The following is a 22,128-nucleotide window of genomic DNA, read 5'->3' as shown; positions in this document are numbered from 1 at the left end:
CTACGGGCTCCCTGCGTTTCCTCCCCCAGCGCGTCGACCAGAACGTGTTTCACATGCGTTGCCATCGGTGATCTCCTTCAGACCGCCCTACAGTAATTTAACCGGGGGGTGCTGTCTCACCTACATTGGCACAGAGGGCCGTGTGTTCTGAAGGGGTTGGCGGTCCGGTTGCGGGAACTGCTCTAACACCAGCAACAGCTCCAGCGCCGCATTGGCGCGCTCCACCCGGCGGGCACGCTCGTCGCGTTCGCACCCCAGGCGTTCCAGGAAGACGGCCAGGCTCTGTTCTGCCGTGTGCTTCAAGGCGGCGATCTGCGACGTTTCCGGCAGCGGCTGCCGCTCGTCGCGGAGCCGCCGGCGATAGCGTTCCACCTGCTGCTGCAAGCTGGCGATGGGCGAGGCCGCATGCTGGCGCAAGGCCGCGGGCAGCGTGTCGAGCGTCGCGGCGATCTCCGCCAAGGTCCCGGCGGTGGCCTCGCGTTGCGCGGCCAGCCGCGGTTGCGACGAGACATAGCCCTGAGCGCGGGCGCCCGTACTCGCCGGGGCCGCGGTCGCCGGAGCGGGCTCATGCAGTTGGACCGCCATCAGCCGCTGCTGCATCTGCGCGATGGCCTCGTGCCGCTCCCGCGCCTGGGCCATCGCCTGCCGCTGGCGTTCCTCGAATTCCCGCCATTGCGCCAGCCGCGCGCGCTCCTGTTCGGCGCGCCGCCGTGCCTCGCGTGCCTCGTGCTCGATGGCGGCACCGACCCCGGCGGCGATCCCCTTCAGGGCAAAGCCCGCCACCAGCGCGGTCCCGGCAATCGCCGCACCGGCCAAAAGGATCGGCCCGGCCACCGCGACCGCGGCGATCGGAATCAAGACGACGACGGCTTCTCCGCTCATTGGGCACCCCGGAAAGTCATTTTTAATTCAGCGCCTCGGGCGGGGGGATAATACCCCGTGTCGGCCGGTGAATGCTATTCGGCGGCCGTGGCGTTTGAGCCACAGTGAACGGCCATCTCAGAATCCGTGCTCCCACCGTTCAGGTGCAGTGCCGAACGGCCCGCGGTTCGGCCGCCGAGCGCCAGAACCCCAGGGTCTGGCCGCCGATCACCACGGGGTGGCGGCGGTCCACGGCCTCAAGCGCGCCGAGCAGGGCCTGGGCCTGGCCCTCGCAACCCAGGGTCCGCAGGCTGGTGAGGATACGGGTGAGGCGCAGAAAGTTGTGATTGCCCGGGGTCAGCCAGGTACGGCTGCGTACGGTGAAATCATCCAATGGATCAAGCTGGAGGGCGCCGTCGGAACAGGTCCGGATGGCGAAGCCATAAAAGCCAGCCATGCGCCGAAAGCCCCGGAGCAGAGCCTCCCGCAGCTCCGGATCCCACTGGAAGGCTTCGATGGTGCTTGGCATCAGCACCGGCGCGTCCGGGTTGTAACGGCCGCGGCGTCTGAGTGGGAACAGCCATTGGATGTAGTCGTGCTGCATCTCCAGCCGGTCGTCGGACCAGGCGAGGATCTCGGGGTGCCGTCGGCCGGCGTGGTCGGTGCCGGTGCCGCGAAAGAAGGCGGGGATCGGGTCGGCTGCGGGAGTGTTCATGTAATCCTCCGCGGTTGTTGGGTTAAATGCTCGGGGCTGGCCTCAGGTGCAGCCCCGTTACATGGCTCAACGCGGGGCGGTGGCGGATTTTCAAAAGCGGTTGGCGGATGCGGCAGCCCGGCTTGCGCAGGTTGGACCGAGGAAAGCGTGTCGATTTGACACAACCGGCGGGCGATATACAATGTGTATCTAGCGCCAGAGTTCATCTGAAGCGAGGTCCTTGATGCCCCCGTCACCACCGTCCGCCGCCCTCCCTGAGCCGCCCACTCGCGCCGTGAACCTCCGGGTGCGGGAAGACATTCGCGACCTGATCGACCAGGCCGCCAAGAGCCAGGGCCGCTCGCGTTCCGACTTCATGATCGATGCGGCCCGACGGGCGGCCGAGGACGCACTGCTCAATCAGACCCTGGTGAGGGTGGACCGGCAGACCTACGAACACTTCCTGACCGTGCTGGACCAGCCGCCGGAGGGCGAAGGCTTCGAGCGTTTGATGCGTGCCCCGAGCCCTTGGAAATCCTGAGCCTCGAAGCCCCGGAGCCGCTGTCCGCCGGGCATCGCGTCGAGGGCTTTTCCTGTGGCGTACCAGCGCTTGACGAGTGGCTGACCCGACGTGCCTGGAACAATCAGCGAACCGGTGCCTCGAGAACCTACGTCGTCGCTGCGGCCGGGCAGGTGGCTGGCTATTACTGCCTGGCTTCCGGTGCGTTGGCGCTCAGCGAAGCGCCTGGTCGCATCCGCCGCAACATGCCCGACCCGGTTCCGATGGCCATCCTGGGACGGCTGGCAGTGGATCGGTCCCAGCAGGGTCAGGGCCTCGGCGTCGCCTTGCTGCGCGATGCCTTTGAACGTACTGGGGTCGCCAGTGCCATTCTCGGAATTCGCGGATTGTTGGTGCATGCCCTCACACCGAAGGCTGCGGCCTTCTACGCACGACATGGATTCGTCGCGTCGCCCACAAGACCCCTCACACTCGTGCTGTCATTGAAGCGGGATTAGCTGGTCAGGGGCCTTGATCATCGTTTTGACCTACCGCGATCTGACATTCCGATGGGGCAGCCGGCATCCAGGCCAGGGATGACAACCGCTCAGCCCGCGCGGATGCTCGGAATGCAGCGTGACAGCCGCAACGATGATCAACGGCCCGGTCAAGCAGCGGCTTGGCCGGCAGCCGCCAGTCCGCAACTGGAGGTTGAGGCTTCAGCCGGTGGCGGTTTCAGGTATATTCAACAGAACGCAATGGCGCCTGCACGCCGGACCGGCTAAAGCCTCGACCTCCACTGTCCGGAGCGATGATCAAGCCCGTCAGCCGCCGCCAGTTTATCCGCAATGGCGTATACCGGATCTGCCTCCTACACGGTGACCTCGGTACTCCCCGGAGCGTGGAACCGCCCGACCTCCGTCCCGTTCACGTAGACCTTGGCCGTGCTCTCGCTCGAATGGGAGATGGTGGCGCAGCCGGAGTCATCCGTGACGCCGTCGGCCATGCCGCCGCCGGAGATCGAAATCGCCACCCGCTTGTGCTTGACCGGCTTGCGATCACGATTATAGACATAGACGGTGCTGTTCATTCGTCTCGCTCCTGTTCATGGTTGCCTGAAGATCATTGTTTCGTTCCCGACTCCGCGATCCATTATAGGTTGAGCTGAGGAACGAAGTCCAACAGGCGCCATAGCTTTGCCGCCGGGGTGCTTTTGCTCCTTCGTTGGCAAAATCATACACGTACAAAGTTACATCGAAATTTCTAGCCAGGTAACCTTTCCATCATCATCGGAAACAACGAATCTTGATGGGCCCACAGACTCGCACTGCATGACACGCGATAGGCTTTCCCACACCGTGTAGCACTCTGTATCAGGTAGGCGCCAGATTGTTAGCGCAAGCTCTTCATTGCCTCTCGATGCTATCAGAGTATCATCGGTCGAAATAGCTACGGTCACGGCCACGCCAACCAGGCCGGAAAGCTTGTGTGCCAGACAATAAGTATTCATATCCCATACAAGGACACCATCATGGCCAGCAGAAACGGCAAACGCTCCAGAATGAGATATGGCGACATCCAAAAAGGCCGCGCCCTGAGGCGTGAACATCTCAGCCACACATTGATTGTGATCGAGGTCCCAGGCTCGGAGTGATCCGTCGTAATCGCACGACACGGCAGTTTTCCCTGTGCCATTAACTGCAATGCCCATAATCTCTCCTGCGTGGCCGGAAAGACGCCCAGCCTTTTTCTGGTCTGAAATACGCCAGATATCAATATGGTTACCATTGGCTACAAGGATATGCCTACCGTCAGGCGTCATCGCAATAGCATGGGGCTTGGCGGTGCACTCTCGTATGACGATCGCCTGGTTTTCTTCTTGGGCTATTATGCGTACGGAGCGATCAAACAAAAGGCAAGCGACCACGGAACCGTCTTCTGATGCGGCTAAATCTTGTATTCGAGGGCTAGTGGACAAGAGCGTGCGCGACGAACTGGATTGATAGCCGTGCCAAGCCTTGACTGTCTTGTCGTACCCAGCGCTGAAAACCTGACCCGTGCATCTTGCAGTTGCGAGTAGATGCTCTGGTAGATTGGGTGGTTTTCCAATCGCGGGTTCGCTGCAATTGATCGGGAATATGGCGATATCAGACTTTCCGCCAAGAAATGCATATTGTTCATCATTGCTTATGGCAAGAGCCGGCCACAGATCAAAGCCGTTAGGAGGGGTTGCCTGAATTGTGCTGATCAGTTTTCCGTGCATGGCGTCCCAAACGCCCAGAAAAGAGCCAATGATGTCGCCGGATACATACGCAATGGCTTTGTTGCCTCCCGGATCGGCGGCGACAGCAGACGGATCGATGGTCCAGTATCCGTATTCTTTCAGGGTGAATATTCTGTTGCCAGATGCAAGATCCCAAACGCCGGATGTTCGTAGAATTCTATTTCCTCGGATCGGAAACAGACCATGCCCAGGGATAGCCCAACGCTTTGAGTGTCGCGAGTCTAGATCCCACAGTTCAAGGTAGTTGTCATTGGCAATCGCAATCGCGTGACCATCTTGTAAGAAAACAGCTTCGGATATTTTGAATCGGGTATTCAGCTTCAGATATGACTCATTGCGCGCTTCTTTCAAGCTCCACTTTCGAATGGTGCCTTCGGCGTCAATGAAGATGCACCAGGTGCCACAAGATGAGATCTCCAGGGCGACAATTGGGAGGCTGTGGTCAATACGTTCGATAGCTCCGTCTGCATCTCCTGTGCGCCATATGTAAATGCTCCCACTATTTTCGGATACGACGCAGACGCTGCCGTCTGCGCAGACTGCAATATGGTCAAGTTGCGTTCCGCGGTTAAACGTAGCGACCAATGTCGCTGATTTAATATCCCAGACGCGAGCTGTACAGTCGCCGCCGATTGATGCAAGGCGACGTCCGTTCCCCGATAGCTTTAGCTGTCGAATGCCCATCAGGCTAAAAGAATGCCCGAGCAGTCTGCGCCGTAGAACCGCTTCGCGAGTATTACGGGGACGGCTCAGTGTCCGTAACACAGGCCAACGATTCTGGCCCTTCCTTCCTATGCGCTCCGCCTCTCCCGTCACCGGACTATCATCCGCATGCTCAACCGCCAGTTGCAGCAGGATCTTGTACGCCGGCCACCGCTCATCCCCGCGGCGCAGGATATGCTCGCGTTCGCGGAAGAATGCCTCCCACAGCCTGAACTCCTGCCGCTCGGGACCATCGGGTAGGCGGGCGAGTAGCGTCTCGTAATCCGCCACCAGACCGCGCACGGCACTGCTCGGCAGTTCCGCCGTGAACGCCTGCAAGAAGACGAAGTCGGTGAGCCGCCGGCGTGCCGCCGCGATGCCCGCCTCGCCCTGCCAGCGCAGGGCATAGCGCACCCCCCAGCGGAACAGGTGATTGCGCAGTCCCCCGCGTGGCAACTCCGTCCACGCCTGGGCCAGCCGGTAGAGCTTCGCCTCGGCATCCACCACCGTGCCGGCCAGCGCCGGGGCCGGCGGGACGGCCGGCTGACCGGTGCCGTCGGGGCGCCCGCCCACATAGTCGCGGAAGCTCTGGTGATAGAGGGTCAGACCCAAGGTGCCGTCCGGCGTGGGGGCGCCGCGCAGCAGGGCCTGGCCGGCGCGTACCGCGTTCTGCACCCGCTCGCGATAGCGCTGGGCGTCGGCCGACACATCGGCCAGGAGCAGGGCGAGTGCCTCGGCGTCCAGCGGCTCCTCGGCCCGGGCGAGACAGGCAACCAGGAGCGGCAGGTCGCGCTTCAGGTCTGAGAGCCCCACGCGGTTCATCAACTCATCGTAATAGGCGACCAGCCCTTGCGGCAGGCGCTGCTCGTCCCGCACCGAGAGTTGCCCGTTGCGCAGGTCCTCCAGCAGCAGGTGGACATAGAGCGGCAGGCCGGCGGCACAGGCGACGACCCGCTCCACGAAGGGGTTGCTGACCCCCTCGGCGGCGTCCTGGTCACGGCTGATCAGTGCATGGCGGGCGCTCGCGAGCCCTTCCAGCAGCATGGCGCGGATGTCGGCCGCGGACATGGACGGCAGCCCGTCCGGGAACACCGTCTCGCACCCGGCGCCTCCGAGGGCCAGCGTCAGTGCGGGCTCGGGGCGGCTGGCGAGCAGCCAGACCGTGCCGGGCAGGGTCAGGCCGCGCAGGCGCTGCGCCAACCGCGGTTCATAGGGCAGCACCTCGTCGAGCCCGTCGGCCAGCACCAGGAAGCGGGGCGCCTGGGCCTGGGGGTGAGCCGGCTCAAGCCCCGCCACCGCGGCCAGCCGTTCGCGCACCGCCTCCAGCAGGGCCTGATCCGTGTCCGGCGCCTCGTTGCGTTCTGCCGACGCCGCCGGCAGCGGCGCCCAGTCGGCCAGCGCCGCCAACAGCCCCAGCAGGAAGGCCCGGGTGTTGTTGCGCGCATCGCCGGCACGGAAGCGGTGGTAATAGAGCCCCTGTTGTTCCGGCTTGGAGTTCCCGAGGTCGGCGGCCAGCCGTGCCATCAGGAGCGATTTGCCGACCCCGGGCCCGCCGAACACCAGGCCCAGGCCGGCCACGTCCTCCCGGCGGGTGTCACGCCCCTTCAGCCAGGTCTTGAGCGCCGCAAGCTCGGCGACGCGGCCGACCAAGTCCTCTTGCAGTACCCGAGCCTCGCGCAGGAAGTCGGTCCAGTGGAAGACCTCGCCCGTCGTGGTGCGGCCGGCCGGTGCACTGTCCAGCCGGAACAGCGCCCGAAAGGCATCCACGTCGAACGACAGCGAGACGGCCTCGTCGCGCCCGAGCGGAACATAGGCCAGGCGCTCGCGGTCGGCCCGTTGATAGAGCTGGGCGGCGGGGTTCCCGGGCCGCTCTTCCAGCCGACCGGCGCTGCTGACCAGCCGCACCGGGCCGAAGCTGGCCAGCGGCAGGAGGGGCAGGGCGCCGGTCGCGCTGACCAGCCAGGGGCCGTCCGCGCAGTCTTGCAGTGCGGCGGGGCGGGGGATGGAACAGGGGCGGGGCCCGGCCAGTCGCTCGGCGCGCTCGCCGGCCAGGGCGATGACCTGGGTCCCGGCGCCGGCCAGCGCGACCGCCCGCAGCAGGTCGAAGACGCCGGGTTCGTGGGCATCGAGCAGCGCCCGCGCGGCCTCGCTGCGCAGCCCGGCGCCGTGGGCCAGGTGGTTGCGCAGCAGCAGGATGGAGTTATCCAGGGTGCCGCCCTGGCCCTCGCCGCGGAAGCGGGGGGCGAAGACCTGCCCGTAGAGGTCGAACACCCCGGGTGCCAACAGTGCGCCGGTCGGCCGCGCGGCGCTCACGTGTTCCAGGATGCCGAGCCAGCGCCCCAGGGTCGGCCGCTCGATGTGCTCACGCAACCGCTCGGCGAGCGGCCCCGGCAGGTCGCCCGCGTTGGCCCGGAGCACCTGCGCCAGGGCCACCGCCACGGACCAGCGCACGGCGATCTCGGCGCAATCCACCAGCCAGTGCAGCCGCACCCGCGGGTGCGGCTCCGCCAACAGGGCGGCGAGCGGCGCGGCCAGGTAGGTGGGTAGCCCGTCAGGCGCCAGGCCCGGGGGCCAGTCCGCCGCCGGGGCGGGCGCTTGGAGCGGCCAACGGTGGGGGCAGTTCTCGCACTGGTATTCCTGCCGCTTGGCGCTGAACAGCACGTCGGCGCAGCCGCAGGCGGGGCAGGTGAGTGGGGTCTGGGCCATGCCGTTCGCTCCGGGCTACCTTGTCAGCGATCCGCCAGAAAGCTATGGGGATCGAAAAGTTTATCCGGGTCTACCGCGGTCTTGCCGTTGAGCCGATCGCGCCGTGTCTGGATCTCCCGTTCGACCTCTGGCACGGCCCGGGTGTAGGCGGCCGCCCGTTGCCGAACTTGCCGGCGGCGCGCCTGCTGTTGTTGCGGGTCCGGTGGACTGGTCTCAAACGGCTCGGTCCGGAAGACAAAGGCGCGGCTCGGGCGGCCATCCACCAGCAGCCGGGCGGCGACGTGGTAATTGGGCAGGTCCTGTAGATGGTGCGCGCCAAGCTCCGGGCGCATGAAGTTGGCCAACCGCTCGGCGTCCAGGATGCCGAGGCGAAACAGCAGCAGGGTGCCGACGTTGCCGAGCAGGCTGCTGACCAGCTCGGTCTGCCCGGCCATCTGCGCCAGGTTCTGGTTGGCCAGGGTCAGGTGCAGGCCGAACTTGCGGGCCTCGCTCAAGAGGTCGGCCACGGTGTCGGTGACGAAGTTCTGGGCCTCATCCACATAAAGATGGAAGGGACGGCGCGCATGCAGCGCCACGTCCACCCGCCCCAGGGCGGCGTCGAACAGTTTGCCGATGACCAGCATCCCCAGCAGTTGGGTATCCATGGTCCCGAGCTGGCCCTTGGAGAGCTTGACGAGCAGGATCTTGCCCTGGTCCATGCACGCCCGGAAATCGATGGTGCTGCGGGACTGCCCGATGATGGGCCGCAGGGCGGCGTTGTGGGTGAACTGGTTGAGCTTGGAGGTGATGTAGGGCCCCATGTTGTCGAGCGCCGCCTCGCCCCCGGCGCGTTCGGCCTGGCCGGTCCAGAAGGAGGCGACGTGCGGACTGCGGCAGCGCTTGAGCAGGTGGCGGCGAAACCCCTTGTCCTCGAACAGCAGCGGCAGCTCCACCAGGGTGGTGCCGGCCTCCGGGTCGTCCATCAGCAGCAGCAGTGCATTGCGCATGTACTGCTCGAACATTGGCCCGCCGGTCTGGCGCAGGTCATAGAGGCGGCCGAAGATGCGGATCATCTCGTTGGTGATGAAGTTCATCTGCCGGGCATGGTGGACCCCGTCAGTCTCCAGGAAGTTGAGACCGGCGGCCCGCTCCGGGTCGGCGGGATCGAACAGGATCACATCATCCAGCCGGTTGGCGGGGATGGCGTCGAGCACCTGCTCGGTGAGGTCCGCGTGGGGGTCAAGCAGGCACAGCCCGGCCCCGGCGCGGATGTCCTGCATCAGCATCGTGAAGAGCAGGGTCGACTTGCCGGTGCCGGTGGCACCGAGCAGGTAGCAATGCCGACCGCGGTCGGCGGGGGCAAAGCGCACCGGGCGCGCGCGCTCGCCATGGCCGACGTGCCCGAGCAGGATGCCCGTCTCCGGCAGGGCCTCCACCCGGTCGGCGAACAGGGGCGGCAGGCCCAGGTCGCGCAAGGCGTGCAGCGAGGGCAACGGCGGCCAGAGTGCCGTGCCGGCGGGTACATAGCCGCGCAGGTCGATGGCCCCATCGGGTTCGACCAGAAAGGGGCCGCGCGGCAGGGCGTCGGGCGGCGACCGGGGCGGCGGGGGCTGGTGCGTCACCAGTTCGCTCCAGGTCAGATCCCGCCCTTGGAAGATCTCGGCCCCCAGTAGGGCCAGCAGGGTTGCCGGCGGCGGCTGATCGGCGCTGACCGTGACGACCAGACGCAGGCCGGAGGGGTTGCGCTGGCAGCGCATCAGGTGCTGTTCCAGGCCCTTTAAGATGGCCCGATCCCGGACCGGGCGGCGGCCCTCGTCGCCATGGATGACGGCGCCGCTGCCGTGGAACTGCGCCAGGGCGGCGCTGACGGCGGCCTGGCCGACCGGGTCCAGGTACACCTGGTCCAGGGCGATGCACACCTGCGCCCGGGCGCGGCAGATGGCCACGGCATGCACCAGAGTATCGCAGGGGCGGGGTTCGCGGGCGGATGGGCAATCGATCAGCAGCGCCGGGCCGGTCGCGGCGGCGGGGGCGGTGAAGCCGATGGCATTGGCGCCGTCGGCGATGATGCGATAGCCGACGGGTTCGAGGCACAGCCGGTAGGTCAGGTCCTGGATGGTGAGCAGCGAGTCATCCAGTGTGGGGGTGAAGGCGTAACGCAGCCGGGCACCCTCCAGGACGAACTGCAGGTTGTGCCAGAGTTGCACGGCCTTCCCTGTCGCCTCATCCGGGTCGGCGCCTTGTGCCCGTGCGCGCAGCAGGACCTTGAGTCCGCCGTCGGCGATCCGATAGATCAGGTCGAGCCCCTCGCCCGCGGCCAGTAGCGGCGGCCAGGCGGGCAGGAAGCGGCTGTAAGGGTTGCCGGGGCTGTGCCTCCCGTCATCGGCCGGGGCAGTCGCATCCACGCCCGAGAGGATCAAGGCGAAGCGGGCCTCGGTCCCCCGCGGGGTGGGAAAGACGCGGATGGGCGGCGTGTCGCTGGCTGTCGGCAGGCCGTCTGTGTGGTCTTGGTCGAGGGTTTCTCGATCCGTGTCGTGCTTGCACATGCCCCTTGCTGCCCTCCGCGGTGGCCTTGAAAATCCGGTGCCGGGTGGCGTTGAAGAGTGAACCAACGCGCCAATCCCGGAATCCCGCTATGCGCCGTCATCAACCCGCTACTATTATGCCGCGATACCCGATCGACGTCCGCTCGATCGCCCGTCCGCCGTCACTGCCCTGGCACCGCGGCGAGGAGAATCCGTCATGCGTCCTCTCGCGCCCCCGCTAAACGTCATCGAAGCCGGCTTGTTCGCCCCACTGGTGCAGCGCGGGTCGGCGGGCGTGTCCGTACCTGGCGGCGAGCCCGGCGAGGCGCGTGCCGCCGCGGCGGTGCTCAGTACCCAACCGCGACCCGGGCTGATACTCCAGATCGACGGGGCCAGCGGTCCCTGGCGTGTGGCTCGTCCCCTGGCGGTGCTGCTGTCGGAGCCGGCCGGACATCCGGACATCTGGTATGGCTGGTTGATGGCCGCCGAGACCGACTACGCAAGCCCATGGGACCTGGTGCTCGAGGGTCCGGACGCCCCCTATGACCCCAGCGCGGCCATGGTGCAGGTGTGGAATCCGGTGCATGTCGACTGTCCCGCGGCACGCGTGGCCCTGGGCGAACTTGCCCCGGCACGCCTCGCCGCGGTGCGTGACCTGGCGCTGGAACTGGCAGATGTGCACCCCGATCCGGCCGGGGCCGACCCGGGTACTCTGGTCCAGCGCATCACCAGTGGCGGTTACCCGGTCCTGACCGGCACGCCGCTCGGCGATGGTCAGGACCCGCGCTGGCGCTACCATGCACTGTATTTTGCCGCTGCCGACGCGGTGCGCGACCTGGCACGGCACGCCTTGGGTGAACTCGCCCCGGCGCCGGCCTGGTGGCAGCGGGTGCTGGCGGCCCTGCGCGGGGCCGCGAAACAGTGGCAATTGCCGCTCGTACTCTTGCCGCAGCCAGCCATGGGGCCGGCGTCGCCGGCTACCACTGAGCCCGAGACCTGGCGGCTGAATGACTGGCTCGATCTCCAGTTCATTCCTGGGTCCACGGGTGATGCGTTACAGATCCATGGGACCCTTCGGGCGGCTGACCCTTTGACCATCGCCCTGGAGGTCGACGGGCAGGCGCGGCAGCAGCAACCGCTGGACCGGGCACGCGCCAGCGGGGACCTGTTTGCCGGGGCCGGCGTGGCCCTGACACTGACGGTGCGCGACCGCGGCGGCCATTGTCTCTTTGCGGCACCGCTGCCCGATAATGCCAAGAGGACGCCCGCATCATGAGCATCAGCCCCCATTCATTCGCGATCTTCGTCTACCCCTTTTCCTTCGACCGCTCCCACTTCGATGACCTGGTCGCGGCCGCGGACGGGGATGCCCTGACCGTCGAGGCCGCGACCTGGCGCCTCTGGGCCCGCCGCGCCTTTCCCCACGACGACCTGCTGCGCCATGTGGCGGACTATTTGAATCCTGCCCCGGGCGTGCTGGCGACGGCCTGTCTCTGGACCCTGGAGGACCGGGTGCTGACCTCGCCGCGCGGCCTGGGGTTGCGCGCTGGTGCCCTGAGCCTGTGTCTGGGGCGGACGAAAAACCAGTCCGCTGCGGCGGCGCCGGGCCAGACTCCGGCGGGCGCCATCGGGCTCGACATCACCGGCATCGACCTGGCCCTGTTCCGGGTCGGCATGGGTTATCTGGTGCTGCGGGTGCGGGTCCGGTCCCAGTTGCCGGACGACTGGTATGCGGTCCTCAACGCCTTTCGCTATGCCGACCGACCGGGCAAGGTGGACCTGCTGTTTCAACGCCGCACCGGCAAGGACAGCGTTGAGCCCTTCTTCCCGCCACTGGCGGATGCCGCGGACGACGCGGCGGGCGGACGCGGTGTCACCCGGCACCTGATCGGGGGGCTACTGCGCCGCCTGATCCCCAGTCCGCCCCCCGGCCAGCCCGATTGGTGGCGCGAGGTCTTCGTGCCCGGCCAACTGCTGCCCTTCCATGCCCTGTTCTTCGCCGAGATACCCGAACCGGAGCAGGCCATGACACTGTACCGGCTGCGCAACTTCTTCCATGCCGGCCAGTCACTGGTGCCGTCGGCGGGTGACCTGCGCCCGGATCATCCCGCCCTGCTGTCCTACGCGGACCGGATGTGGTTCTCGCTCACCCTGGAGGGCGGCGGCTTCGTCGCCTTCGATGCACCGGATACGCCATTCTGGTCCACGACCATGCCGGACCACCTGGACGAGCAATATTTCCTGCTCTTCCTGCTGGCCCTGCACCAGCGTTTCACCCTGATGGAGCTGTCCGATCAGGTCTGTTCCGGCTGGCTGAGCGCCGATGACGGGCAGGCCGAGGCGCACTTCGCCACCCTGCGTGAAACCCTGCTGGAGTTCACCGCCCGGGGCTATTTCAACCAGGTGATGCAGCGCGACCACCACCACCGTTGTTTCCGTGCCTGGCAGGAGGTCTTTGAGACCGAGCGGCTGTACCGGGAGGTGACCGACGAGGTGCGCGAACTGCACGGCATGTTGCTGATGCGCAAGACCGAGCGCATCCAGCGTCTGGCGGAGGAACAGCGCCGCCAGTTGGACGCCCAGGCCCAGGCCGAAGCGGTCCGGGAGCGGGCGGCCCAAGCGCGCTCCGAGCGGATTGGTACCTGGCTCGGCGGCATTGCCTTTCTGCTCGGTTTTCCGTCTCTGGTGCTCTCCTTTCTCCAGGTGACCCAGGAGTCTGACCCGCAGTTGGCCTGGGCCTCGCTGCTGCTGTCCTTGGTGGTCGGCGGGGTGCTGCTGGTCAGCGTTCGGCTGTGGCTGCGGCGATGCCGGCCAGGTGAGACGCCCGGGAATGGAGCGGGCGCTTGAGCACGGAACACAAGACTTTGGTAAGGCAATAGCGGTCCTTCAAACTCACATAAGGAGTATCCGGTGGATCAGCACGCTCGGTGGGCGCACGGTGTCTATCCCTTTTCGACCGCGTTGGAGCCCGCCGCGGCGGGTCTGGACGCGGGCGGCTACAGCATCTTCCTGGTGGGCCTCCGGCACCGGGTGCATCTGCGCGAGTCCGCGGCCCTGCCGGTCATCCATTCCCGGCGGCTGCGCACGCGCGAGGACACCTGGTATCAGGCCTGTATGAGGCGTGGCTGGGACCTGCATCCTTACCTGCGTCAGCCGCGTGGTCTGCGCCTGCAAGAACGTCACTTCGCACCCGATCTGGGCCTGTCACCGGGCACGCATGACGCACTGTTCGGCGCCACCTTTCCTCAGTTGGATCAAACGGTAGCCAATGAGCGGCTGGTGCATCGTCGGCTTGATGTAAAGGATCGGGGGTGCCGTCGGGAGGAGCCACTGCTGCTCACCCTGGCCGGCGGGAATATCGCGTGGATCGGCCGTCCGCTCCAGGTGAGTACCCAGGTCGCGGGCCTGGGCGAGCAGCACTTCGGTTTTTGCGTGGCCTGGGCGGACCTCTGGCTCTTCCCTGACAGCCACAGCTTCAGCCCGTTCTGCAACGCCATACTGGCGTGCAAAGTCGTGCCCACGCAGGTGGAGGGCACCCTGGGTGAGCGTCCCTACCGCGTTGGCGACCTGGCCGTGCTCAATCGCCTGCTGCGCGATCTGGACCAGAGCGGGCGCGGCGGTGCCTGGCTGCGCGCGCTTGCCGCGACGGACCAGCGGGAGAACTTCTGGGCTGCCGCCTTGCGGGACTGGCTCGGCATCACCCTGGGGGCCGGTGGACGCGCGCTCGCCACCGGGGATGCCGCCGGTGAGGAGCAGAATGTACTGTGTTTGCGCCCTGGCGACCTGGTCCGGGCGGATGGCCATAGCGACTACGTCAAGGTCCTGACCGCGGCCCGCATCGCCACTCCGGCGCCGGATGCGGGTTGGGACTGTCCCCAGGTCGCCCCGCCGCTGAGCCCCGAGCGCCTCGCCCGGGAGCAGGCGCAGGGCCAGTGGTCCGGCGAGCAATTCGCCCACATCCAGGCCGGCAGCCTGGGCTATCCGACCTTGGGCCAGGTGCTCCTCTATGAGTTGGCCAGCACCGGAGCCGAAGGCAGCGCACTCGGGCTGGACGGCACCGATGCATATCGGCTCAGCATGGACTATCTGCGCGGACTCGTGGCCCGCTGCGGCATTGAGATCTGGGCGCATTGGCGGGGTCTGGCCCTGCGCGACGGTTGCGCCTTCCTCGCCTGGCATCCGGACATGCCGATCCTGCGGCTGGCCGAGGAGCGTTACTATCCGCTTTATTTGCATACCTATTACAGCCAACTGCGCCTGCACGACTTCTCCGAGGGTGTCGTGGAGCATGAACTCGCCGACCTCCAGCATGCCCGCGAAATCCGCCACGCCTTCATGCAGTTTCGCAACCAATTCTGGTTCCGCGAAACGGCCGTCGGCTTCCAGGGCATCGCCGTGGCGGAGGCCCTGCGCGCCGGCCTGGCGCTGGACGGCCTCTACACCAGTGTGGCCGCCGAGATCGACGAGATCGCCCGCTACGTCGAAGACAAGGCCAGCGCGGGGCGCCAGCAGGTGATCGCCCTGGTGGTGGCGCTGATCTATCCGGTGTCGTTGCTGTGGGACCTGAAAAAAGATGTCGTTCAAGGATCGCTCAAGGCCCTGGGCACTCTGCCATTGGTGGCCGGCACCCTCGGGCTCGTGGTGGGTGCGATCCTCTTGTATCTGTTGCTGGCGCCGCGTATCAGCCGCTGGTTCGGGCGCATCGCGGATGCCGTCCGCCGCAAAGGCTGGTAATTCCGGCCCCCGCCGGCGACCTATCCGCAGGAGTTCTGGCGTGATCCAGTTCCGTTACTGTTTCGTCCCCATGGGGGCCACCGCCGAGCCGGCGCCGCACCGGGTCTATCTGGATGTCGGCAACCGCCTGGGCGCCGGCCTCATCGACCATCACCAGCCCGGTGCGCCCGAGCGCTGCACCGCCGCCCTGGTGCTGGAGCAGGCGCAGGCCATCCGGAGTCAGGCCCGCGCACTGCCCCCGGGGCAGCCGCTGGAGATCGTCACACACCAGCAGCCGGACCTGGACGCGATCACCGCCGCCTATTTCGTCGAGTCCCTGGTCACCGGGCGGTTGCCGCGCCCGGCCGCCGACCGCTGGGCGGATGCCGTGTGCCTGATCGACCGCGGCCACACCCGCTTGAGCCCCAGCCAACCCATCGTGCCCTATGCGGTTTTTCTCGCCCGCCTGGAACTGGCGGCGGCGGATGCCGAGCAGGCCCAACCCGATGGGGCGAGTCTGGCGGCCCTCAGTGCCGGTCAGGCCCTGGTGGCCTGGGCGGTCAACCGGTTGGACCAAGGCGTGCCGGTGGATCGGCTGGGCGAACACCTGGCCGCGGCCCCAGACTTCCAGGCGGAGGTGGGTCTGATCCACGCCGACCTGGAGACCTATCGGCACGACCTGGCCCGCGCCGAGCGGCTCTCACTCGCATTGCCGCGCGCCGATGGGCGCGGCACCGAGACGGTCCCCGGACTCTGGATCGAGCGTCCCCAGTCCTTGCTGTTCAAGGCGTGGGCGCGCGGTGACGCCTCCGGTGCAGGGGACCCCCGGGGCTTCGTCTTCACCGCCGTGCAACTGTCCCCGACCCGGATCATCCTGAGCATCCAGCCCGATTTGGGATTGTGGCTCAAGGGCCTGGGCCAGGTTCTGGAAGAGGCCGAGACCGCGCGGCGCCGCCAACTTGGCTGCGAACGGCAAGGGGCGCCGCGCCCCGGCTACGCGGGGCCAGACCCCTGGTACGACGGCCGTTCCCCCCTGCATGGTTATACGATCGTTGACGCACCCCACGGCGGTACCGTACTCGACGCGACGCAGGTCCGTGCTGCCTTCGAGCGTTGGCGCAGCGGCGCTTGAGCGCTCCTCCGCACTCGATGACGCTGCGCTCAATGAGTGACGGATGGCATTGAGCCACAATCGACCACTCGTCAACCCGCGTTTCTACGTCCAGAGTGAAGGCGAAACCGGTCTGCGACGGGAGTGCCTTGATCGTCGTTTCGACCTCCAGTTGCAGAGGGACCGCCACTGGCCGGAACGCTGATCAAGGCCGCTGGGGGCGTCGATCATAATCCCGGCCAGCGGCGTGCGTAGTCAGGGCTTCCAGCCCTGACGGTGTCAGGCCAAGATGGCCTGACTACGCACTCGGCGAGCCCAAGTGGCCGGAATCTTGATCAAGGCCCGTGGGAGCGGCTTCAGCCGCGACGAGGCCATGGCAACTGGCGAGGTCACGTCGCGGCTGAAGCCGCTCCCACCGGGTCCCGCCCTGACTTTCAAGGTAAAGGCATTAACGACGATTAAGGCCGTGGAATCCGACGGATGTGGTCGTCCGTATGGGCTTCCATGTCGAGTTTCGACAGCCTTTTAGGCTCAGTGGAATGCGACGCGGGCGGCGGTGTCGGCCTGGCGCTCCAGGTGTTGGGTTTCAACAGCCTTTGCGGCTCAGTGGAATGCGACACGATCGAGGTCCTCATCTCCCGCGGCATCGAGGTTTCAACAGCCTTTGCGGCTCAGTGGAATGCGACGCGGATGTGTCGAAGCCGACGCCCGCCCCTGTGGGTTTCAACAGCCTTTGCGGCTCAGTGGAATGCGACCGTCGTGTCCTACGACGGCCAACGCGGGACATTGGGTTTCAACAGCCTTTGCGGCTCAGTGGAATGCGACAAGGGCGGAGACAGGAGTTTGTGTCACGGACGAGTTTCAACAGCCTTTGCGGCTCAGTGGAATGCGACCTGACTCCACCATCGTCCTGGCCAAGGCCTTCAAGGCGTTTCAACAGCCTTTGCGGCTCAGTGGAATGCGACGGGGTGCGGGATGTAGAAAAACTCCGTGCAGAGGGGTTTCAACAGCCTTTGCGGCTCAGTGGAATGCGACCCGGGGCGGTTCGCCTCGGTGCCATGGAGGGAGATCGTTTCAACAGCCTTTGCGGCTCAGTGGAATGCGACGGCGAACGGCCGTGCGATCTGGACCGCGTGCCTGGGGGTTTCAACAGCCTTTGCGGCTCAGTGGAATGCGACAAGCTCGCTTCCTTGGTCGCTGCCGCCCTGATGGAGTTTCAACAGCCTTTGCGGCTCAGTGGAATGCGACAAAGTAATGCCACTTTTACACATTTCCGAAGTACTGTTTCAACAGCCTTTGCGGCTCAGTGGAATGCGACACCAAGGATCAGATGGTGATGTGCGGAGTGTTTGTGTTTCAACAGCCTTTGCGGCTCAGTGGAATGCGACCTCAGTCGGAGCCCCACAATGTCCCCCGCTGACCTTAGGTTTCAACAGCCTTTGCGGCTCAGTGGAATGCGACAAGTGCAAGGGCACTTCGGAGCAGAGGAGGTCAAGTTTCAACAGCCTTTGCGGCTCAGTGGAATGCGACACCATCCGGCCGCCGCCGTCAGGCGGGAAGGACTGGTTTCAACAGCCTTTGCGGCTCAGTGGAATGCGACTTGGATGACCCGTTCGTAAAAGGCCCGCTTGAGTTTCAACAGCCTTTGCGGCTCAGTGGAATGCGACAGGTTACTCCGAATGTGAGGAACTCAGCGGAAGGGTTTCAACAGCCTTTGCGGCTCAGTGGAATGCGACGCTCCAGTACTGGAAGGTGTTGCCGTTCCAGATGTTTCAACAGCCTTTGCGGCTCAGTGGAATGCGACCCGATGTTCATCGCCCTGACCATTCTGGCCATCGTTTCAACAGCCTTTGCGGCTCAGTGGAATGCGACAGCGGGTGCTATTTTGCCTGTTGCTCCCGAGTCTTGCAAGCGGGATTCGGGAACCTCCGGGAGCGGGGGTCGGGCGGCCGGTTTTGGCCGCCCAGGCGGCCCGGGCACAGTCGCTAAGTTTCTGATTGTTAAAGAGCCGGGAACCTCTTGCGCGATTCGTTTTGAGGTCATTGTCCTAACACGCGGTTTCCTGTCGACTTATGGGCGTCGGTTCGCGCCGGGGCCGGGTTGGGCCTGGAGGTTCCCGGATGAAGGGCTCGCGCTCCATCTGAACCCTCCGACATCAGGGGCGAGGGAGCCTTGCCCCCACCCCCACCCTCTCCCGCGAGGGTGGCGGGGGGAGGGAGAAATTACAGGATGACGACCAGGTCCCGGCGCCCCAAGGGCGTGCCATCCAGGCGATAAGAGTCCGCCAGCGCATCGGCCGTGAGACGATAGAAGCGGACCTCGCTATCCGGCGCACTGAGTATCCCGCGCAGTTCCTCTTGGATGGTGTCGAGCTGGCTCGCGTGCGCCAGATGGACCTCGAAGACGGAGTATTGTACCCGTTCACCATAGCGTTCCAATAGCTTGGCGACGCGGGTGCGCTCGCGGTCGTTTTCGATGTCGTAGCAGATGAGATACGTGTACATGGTCACTTGACGCGGAACGCCTGGAACTGACCCTCGCGCCCGTTGAGCTGATGGATGAGTGTGCGGGCCATGCGCCACAGGTGGTCATAGAGGGTGCCGCGGCTGCCGTCGGTGGCGTTGTCCAAGGGGGCGATGAGGCGCGCGGACAGGGCGCCGAGATAGGTGCGCAGTGCCGGACGGCTCAGCCGGCAGCCCTGTTGCGGGTCGAGCAGGAAGTCAGTGGGCTTGAGCTCGCCGCGATTGATCATGCTGAGCGCCTGGCGCTCCACCAGGTGGCGAAAGCACTCCATCAGGTCGGAGGCCAGGGCGGCATGGCGGCCGTGGCCCTGGTGATAGAAACCCTGGCTGGGCAGCAGGCCGGCGGCGCGCAGGACCGCGTCGGCACGCTGATAGACCATGGTATAGCCGAGCGAGAGCAGGGCGTTGAAGGGGTCCGGCGGCGGCCGGCGGCGCCGGTTGCTGAAGCCGAACTCCGCGGGCAGGATGCGCACGATGCCCTGAAAGAAGTGGGCGGCGGCCAAGCCCTCGACCCCGTTGAGTTCTGCGAGTCCCCCGACCGTGGCGACGCGCTCGGGCAGCGTGCGCAGGCGTTCCAGTGCCTGGTCCAGTTCAGTGTCGGTGCGGGCGCGTTGGCGCAGCACCTCGATCTGGTTGTGGATGCGGGCGCTGACCACTTCGCGGGCGAGCGGCAGGGCGAATGGCGGGTTGCTCAATAGTTCGCGCTGACGCAGCCACAATGCGGCACCGTCGGGGCCTGGCCATTGGTGACTGAGTACGCCCTGATAGGAACCGCCGCGGCTGGCGAAGTGGATGGGTACGCCGGCCTCCAGTGCGGCGGTGAGGGTGGGGCCGGTGATGCGTTGGCGGCCGATGAGGAGCACCGCGCCCAAGGCGGCGAAGGGTTGCTCATGGGTCTGGCCTTCAGGGGTGGCGATGTGCAGGCGGCCGTTACTGGTGCTGAGCAGGCTGCCCTCGGTGGCGACCAGCAGGGTGCAGGGTTCGTCGCTCAGGGGTTCGGGGGCGGTGAGTCGTTGGGACGGTTCGATGGCGGGGGCCAGCGCGGCGGCCACGCCGCTCCCACGCGGGGTGCTGGAGGCGGGCGCGGTGGCGTCGCCGTTCGTGCGGGGGACGGCCGGTTGGTAGGTGATGGGGGCGTTGTCCAACACGCGCGGGACGCGCCGTGCCAGGCGCGCGAGCCAGGAGGCGGGCGGGAGGTCTTCCAGGCGCAGCGGGGCGTCGACCTGGCGGGCGGCCTTGGCGGAGTCGACCGCCAGGTCGCGCAGGAAGGTGTAGCCTAGCAGGCTGTCGGACTTAGTGATGCAACCGATTGAATGCAAAGAGTTTCCTCTTTTGCGCCAAAAAGTCGTTTTCCTGTTTAATCAATCGGTTACGCCATCAAGTCCGACAGGCTGCTAGAAAGCGGAAGCCGCGGTCGAAGTGGGTGACGCGGCTCTTGTCCTCGTTGAGGCTCAAGTCGATCTCGGCCAGCGATTGGCGCACCCGCGCGGCGGCGGCTTGCGCCTCCTCGAGCGAGCGGCAGGCGATCACAAAGTCGTCGGCAAAGCGCACCAGCCGAAAGCCCATCACCTCCAGGTCGGCGTCGAAATCATCGAGGATCAGATTGGCGAGCAAGGGGCTCAACGGGGCGCCCTGCGGGAGTCCGGCGGGGCGCTCGATGCGCTCGCCGCGGAAGCTCACGGGTGCGGCGACCCAGGCCATGAGTTGGTCGACCACCGGGTCGTCGGGCAGCAGGCTGCGCAGGCGGGTTTCGAGCCGGGCATGGGAGACGCTGTCGAAGAAGTCGTCGATGTCGGCCTCGTAGACCCACTCATAGCCCTCACGATAGAGGGCCTGGAGCCGGTCGCGGGCGTCCTGGCGGGAGATGCCGCGGCGGTAGCCGTAACTGGCGGCGGACAGCAGCGGGTCGAAGTCGGTGCGCAGGATTTGCAGGACGGCGCGCTGGGCGATGCGTTCGGCGAAGGGGGGGACGGCCAGCGGGCGCGGGGCCTTGCCCTCGCGTTGCAGAATCCAGCCGCGCAGCGGTTCGGCGCGGGGGCCACGGGGACCTGTGGGAGCGGCCTGCGGACGCGACAAAACCTCGCCATCGATTCCCGCTGCGGGGGTGAGCGCCGCCGCGCGCAGCCGCTCGGTCACCTCCGCGAGCAGGTCGTCGACGGGGCCGCTGTGCTCGGACCAGGCGAGCGCGGTCAGGTTGTCATCCAGCGGGTCCAGGTCCGGGGCCGTGCGGCCGTCGGCGTTGGCGCGGATGCAGCGGTAGGCGAGTTCGACATTGGCGGCGTCGGCGGCGCGGGCCAGTACGCCACGCGACGGGCAGCGTGCAGGCCGGGTGCCGGCGCCGCTGGCAGTCTCCAGCCGGTAGCGACCCCAACCGAAGGTGCGCCGTTGGCCGATACCCGTGTATTGACCGAGCACCAGGGCGGGCAGGGCGGCGGGGTCGCTGAGCTCAAGCTGGACCTGGCCGATGATCCCGCCCATGGGGTTGGCATCGCCGTCGGCGTCGTAATACGCGGTGTCGAACCAGCCGATGTCGTCTTCGGTAACCATGAACCGCGCGGCGCCGCGGGGTGGGGCGGCGGCACCGACGGCGGTCAGCAGGGTGCCCAAGGTGTCGTCGATGCGTTGACCGAGCAGGTCGCCGACCAGTTCGCCGCGGTCATGCACATAGCGGCCCTCGCCCTTGGTCGGACGTCCGGCCTGTTTGGGGCGCAGGAGCCGCGCTGGGGCGAGCAGGCGCAAGGTCGTTGGCGGGTGCTCCAGATAGAAATCGAGCTCCCGGGCCAGGGCCGCGGCGTCGTAGGGTAAGAGCCGGGCGACTCCCTCGTAGCGCTCCCCGCTGAGTGCGTCGGCGGCGGAGACGAAGCGCAGGTTGGCGCCGAGCGCCAGGCCGCGAGCGGCGGCCGGAACCCCCGCGGGCAGCTGGCGCAGGCGCTCGACCAGGGTTTCGAGCAGCGTCTCGCCCCCACGGCAGGCCCACAGGTGGAAGTGATAGCTGTCGCCCTGGGGAAAGGGTACACGCCCGCTCTCCGGTGCCTCCAGCCACAGCCGCGGTTCATCCGCGAGCGCGCCGTCCATCAGATGGCGCACCAGCGCGGCCACCAGCGGCTGGTGGAAGAAGCGCAGGCGGGTGGGGGCGGTGAGGGTGAAGGTCAGGCGCACACCGCGGATGGGGAGGATGGGGAGGAGGGCTACGGGTTCCACCGTGCCCCCGTCGCCCTGTGCGCTGACCGGGTGCGAATCGTGTGCCGCTTCACCGATCGGTTCGTCTGGCTGGTCATGGGCTGACCTCGATGGGGGCGCGCAGGGCGTCCATGGCCTGCCCCAGCAGTTGCTGGTAGCGTGCCGCGGGATCGTCGATGCTGAAGGCGGCGAACAGCGGGGCGATAAGGCTGGACGTTATCGCGCCGAGCAAAGCTCGGCGTCTCTTGCGGGGTGAAAGTCCCCGTCGGGTAAGGGTTAGCCGCCCGCCCGTATCGAGTGTTGGTCCTGCTGCGGAGCGGCGTAAGCCGCGAACAAGAGTGCAGGGCAAGCG

The 22,128-nt window shown here is 66.6% G+C and carries 15 protein-coding genes and 1 CRISPR repeat array; of the genes, 6 read left to right on the top strand and 9 right to left on the bottom strand.

Going from position 1 to position 22,128, the window contains the following annotated elements:
- Window positions 1-120: 120 nt before the first annotated feature.
- Together QZX93_RS27180 and QZX93_RS27175 are read right to left on the bottom strand one after the other, a co-directional pair.
- Window positions 121-882, bottom strand: coding sequence for a hypothetical protein (locus QZX93_RS27180; protein WP_295387763.1), 762 nt, complete (start codon window positions 880-882; stop codon window positions 121-123).
- 139 nt (window positions 883-1,021) lie between these two features.
- Entirely contained in the window at window positions 1,022-1,576 is a 555-nt protein-coding gene (locus QZX93_RS27175) for an opioid growth factor receptor-related protein (protein ID WP_295387759.1), read from the bottom strand.
- A 223-nt stretch (window positions 1,577-1,799) separates the two neighbouring features.
- On the opposite strand from QZX93_RS27175, the gene QZX93_RS27170 reads away from it, so the two are divergent.
- Both QZX93_RS27170 and QZX93_RS27165 read left to right on the top strand, forming a co-directional pair.
- A complete protein-coding gene (locus tag QZX93_RS27170) occupies window positions 1,800-2,096 on the top strand; it encodes a DUF1778 domain-containing protein (RefSeq protein WP_295387757.1) in 297 nt (98 codons plus the stop codon).
- Entirely contained in the window at window positions 2,084-2,572 is a 489-nt protein-coding gene (locus QZX93_RS27165; RefSeq protein ID WP_295387753.1) for a GNAT family N-acetyltransferase, read from the top strand. The genes QZX93_RS27170 and QZX93_RS27165 overlap by 13 nt, the downstream gene beginning before the upstream one ends.
- A gap of 353 nt (window positions 2,573-2,925) precedes the next feature.
- On the opposite strand, the gene QZX93_RS27160 is transcribed toward QZX93_RS27165, so the two are convergent.
- The 3 genes from QZX93_RS27160 to QZX93_RS27150 all read right to left on the bottom strand — a co-directional run bounded on the left by QZX93_RS27160 (window position 2,926) and on the right by QZX93_RS27150 (window position 10,271).
- Window positions 2,926-3,144, bottom strand: a complete 219-nt coding sequence (locus QZX93_RS27160; protein ID WP_295387750.1) for a hypothetical protein — start codon at window positions 3,142-3,144, stop codon at window positions 2,926-2,928.
- Between the two features lie 159 nt (window positions 3,145-3,303).
- Entirely contained in the window at window positions 3,304-7,530 is a 4,227-nt protein-coding gene (locus QZX93_RS27155) for an NACHT domain-containing protein (protein WP_295387747.1), read from the bottom strand.
- Between the two features lie 239 nt (window positions 7,531-7,769).
- The gene (locus QZX93_RS27150; RefSeq protein WP_295387745.1) at window positions 7,770-10,271 is read right to left on the bottom strand and encodes a hypothetical protein; all 2,502 of its coding nucleotides are present in this window, start codon (window positions 10,269-10,271) and stop codon (window positions 7,770-7,772) included.
- Between the two features lie 196 nt (window positions 10,272-10,467).
- Between QZX93_RS27150 and QZX93_RS27145 the strand changes: the two genes are divergently transcribed.
- The 4 genes from QZX93_RS27145 (at window position 10,468) to QZX93_RS27130 (ending at window position 16,095) form a co-directional block, all read left to right on the top strand.
- Window positions 10,468-11,526 carry a hypothetical protein gene (locus QZX93_RS27145; protein ID WP_295387741.1) on the top strand — a complete coding sequence of 353 codons (1,059 nt, stop codon included), beginning with the start codon at window positions 10,468-10,470 and terminating at the stop codon, window positions 11,524-11,526.
- Window positions 11,523-13,097, top strand: coding sequence for a hypothetical protein (locus QZX93_RS27140; RefSeq protein WP_295387738.1), 1,575 nt, complete (start codon window positions 11,523-11,525; stop codon window positions 13,095-13,097). The genes QZX93_RS27145 and QZX93_RS27140 overlap by 4 nt, the downstream gene beginning before the upstream one ends.
- A 63-nt stretch (window positions 13,098-13,160) precedes the next feature.
- Window positions 13,161-14,984 (top strand): hypothetical protein, encoded by a 1,824-nt coding sequence (locus QZX93_RS27135; RefSeq protein ID WP_295387733.1) that lies wholly within the window; start codon window positions 13,161-13,163, stop codon window positions 14,982-14,984.
- Window positions 14,985-15,024: 40 nt separating this feature from the next.
- Window positions 15,025-16,095, top strand: a complete 1,071-nt coding sequence (locus QZX93_RS27130) for a hypothetical protein (RefSeq protein ID WP_295387730.1) — start codon at window positions 15,025-15,027, stop codon at window positions 16,093-16,095.
- A gap of 490 nt (window positions 16,096-16,585) precedes the next feature.
- A CRISPR array of direct repeats spans window positions 16,586-17,946; the repeat unit is 35 nt; unit sequence GTTTCAACAGCCTTTGCGGCTCAGTGGAATGCGAC.
- Between the two features lie 350 nt (window positions 17,947-18,296).
- Here the strand turns inward: QZX93_RS27130 and cas2 are convergent.
- The 4 genes from cas2 to QZX93_RS27110 all read right to left on the bottom strand — a co-directional run bounded on the left by cas2 (window position 18,297) and on the right by QZX93_RS27110 (window position 22,008).
- Complete coding sequence (gene cas2, locus QZX93_RS27125) at window positions 18,297-18,578, bottom strand: CRISPR-associated endonuclease Cas2 (protein ID WP_295387766.1); 282 nt, start codon at window positions 18,576-18,578, stop codon at window positions 18,297-18,299.
- Between the two features lie 2 nt (window positions 18,579-18,580).
- Window positions 18,581-19,915, bottom strand: coding sequence for a CRISPR-associated endonuclease Cas1 (gene cas1, locus QZX93_RS27120; RefSeq protein WP_295387727.1), 1,335 nt, complete (start codon window positions 19,913-19,915; stop codon window positions 18,581-18,583).
- Window positions 19,916-19,973: 58 nt separating this feature from the next.
- Window positions 19,974-21,797: a reverse transcriptase domain-containing protein gene (locus tag QZX93_RS27115; protein ID WP_295387724.1), complete on the bottom strand. Its 1,824-nt coding sequence runs from the start codon at window positions 21,795-21,797 to the stop codon at window positions 19,974-19,976.
- Window positions 21,798-21,870: 73 nt separating this feature from the next.
- Window positions 21,871-22,008 carry a hypothetical protein gene (locus QZX93_RS27110; RefSeq protein ID WP_295387721.1) on the bottom strand — a complete coding sequence of 46 codons (138 nt, stop codon included), beginning with the start codon at window positions 22,006-22,008 and terminating at the stop codon, window positions 21,871-21,873.
- Between the last annotated feature and the right edge of the window lie 120 nt (window positions 22,009-22,128).

The organism is uncultured Thiodictyon sp. (genome assembly GCF_903946935.1).
GTDB lineage: Bacteria > Pseudomonadota > Gammaproteobacteria > Chromatiales > Chromatiaceae > Thiodictyon.
Note: the sequence above shows the minus strand (reverse complement) of the source record. Positions and strands in the feature narration are given on the sequence as shown.

Excerpts from the sequence above, each read along its gene's own strand:
- QZX93_RS27180 (WP_295387763.1), bottom strand. The coding sequence starts at position 882 with ATGAGCGGAGAAGCCGTCGTCGTCTTGATTCCGATCGCCGCGGTCGCG.
- QZX93_RS27175 (WP_295387759.1), bottom strand. The coding sequence starts at position 1,576 with ATGAACACTCCCGCAGCCGACCCGATCCCCGCCTTCTTTCGCGGCACC.
- QZX93_RS27170 (WP_295387757.1), top strand. The coding sequence starts at position 1,800 with ATGCCCCCGTCACCACCGTCCGCCGCCCTCCCTGAGCCGCCCACTCGC.
- QZX93_RS27160 (WP_295387750.1), bottom strand. The coding sequence starts at position 3,144 with ATGAACAGCACCGTCTATGTCTATAATCGTGATCGCAAGCCGGTCAAG.
- QZX93_RS27150 (WP_295387745.1), bottom strand. The coding sequence starts at position 10,271 with ATGTGCAAGCACGACACGGATCGAGAAACCCTCGACCAAGACCACACA.
- QZX93_RS27145 (WP_295387741.1), top strand. The coding sequence starts at position 10,468 with ATGCGTCCTCTCGCGCCCCCGCTAAACGTCATCGAAGCCGGCTTGTTC.
- QZX93_RS27140 (WP_295387738.1), top strand. The coding sequence starts at position 11,523 with ATGAGCATCAGCCCCCATTCATTCGCGATCTTCGTCTACCCCTTTTCC.
- cas2 (WP_295387766.1), bottom strand. The coding sequence starts at position 18,578 with ATGTACACGTATCTCATCTGCTACGACATCGAAAACGACCGCGAGCGC.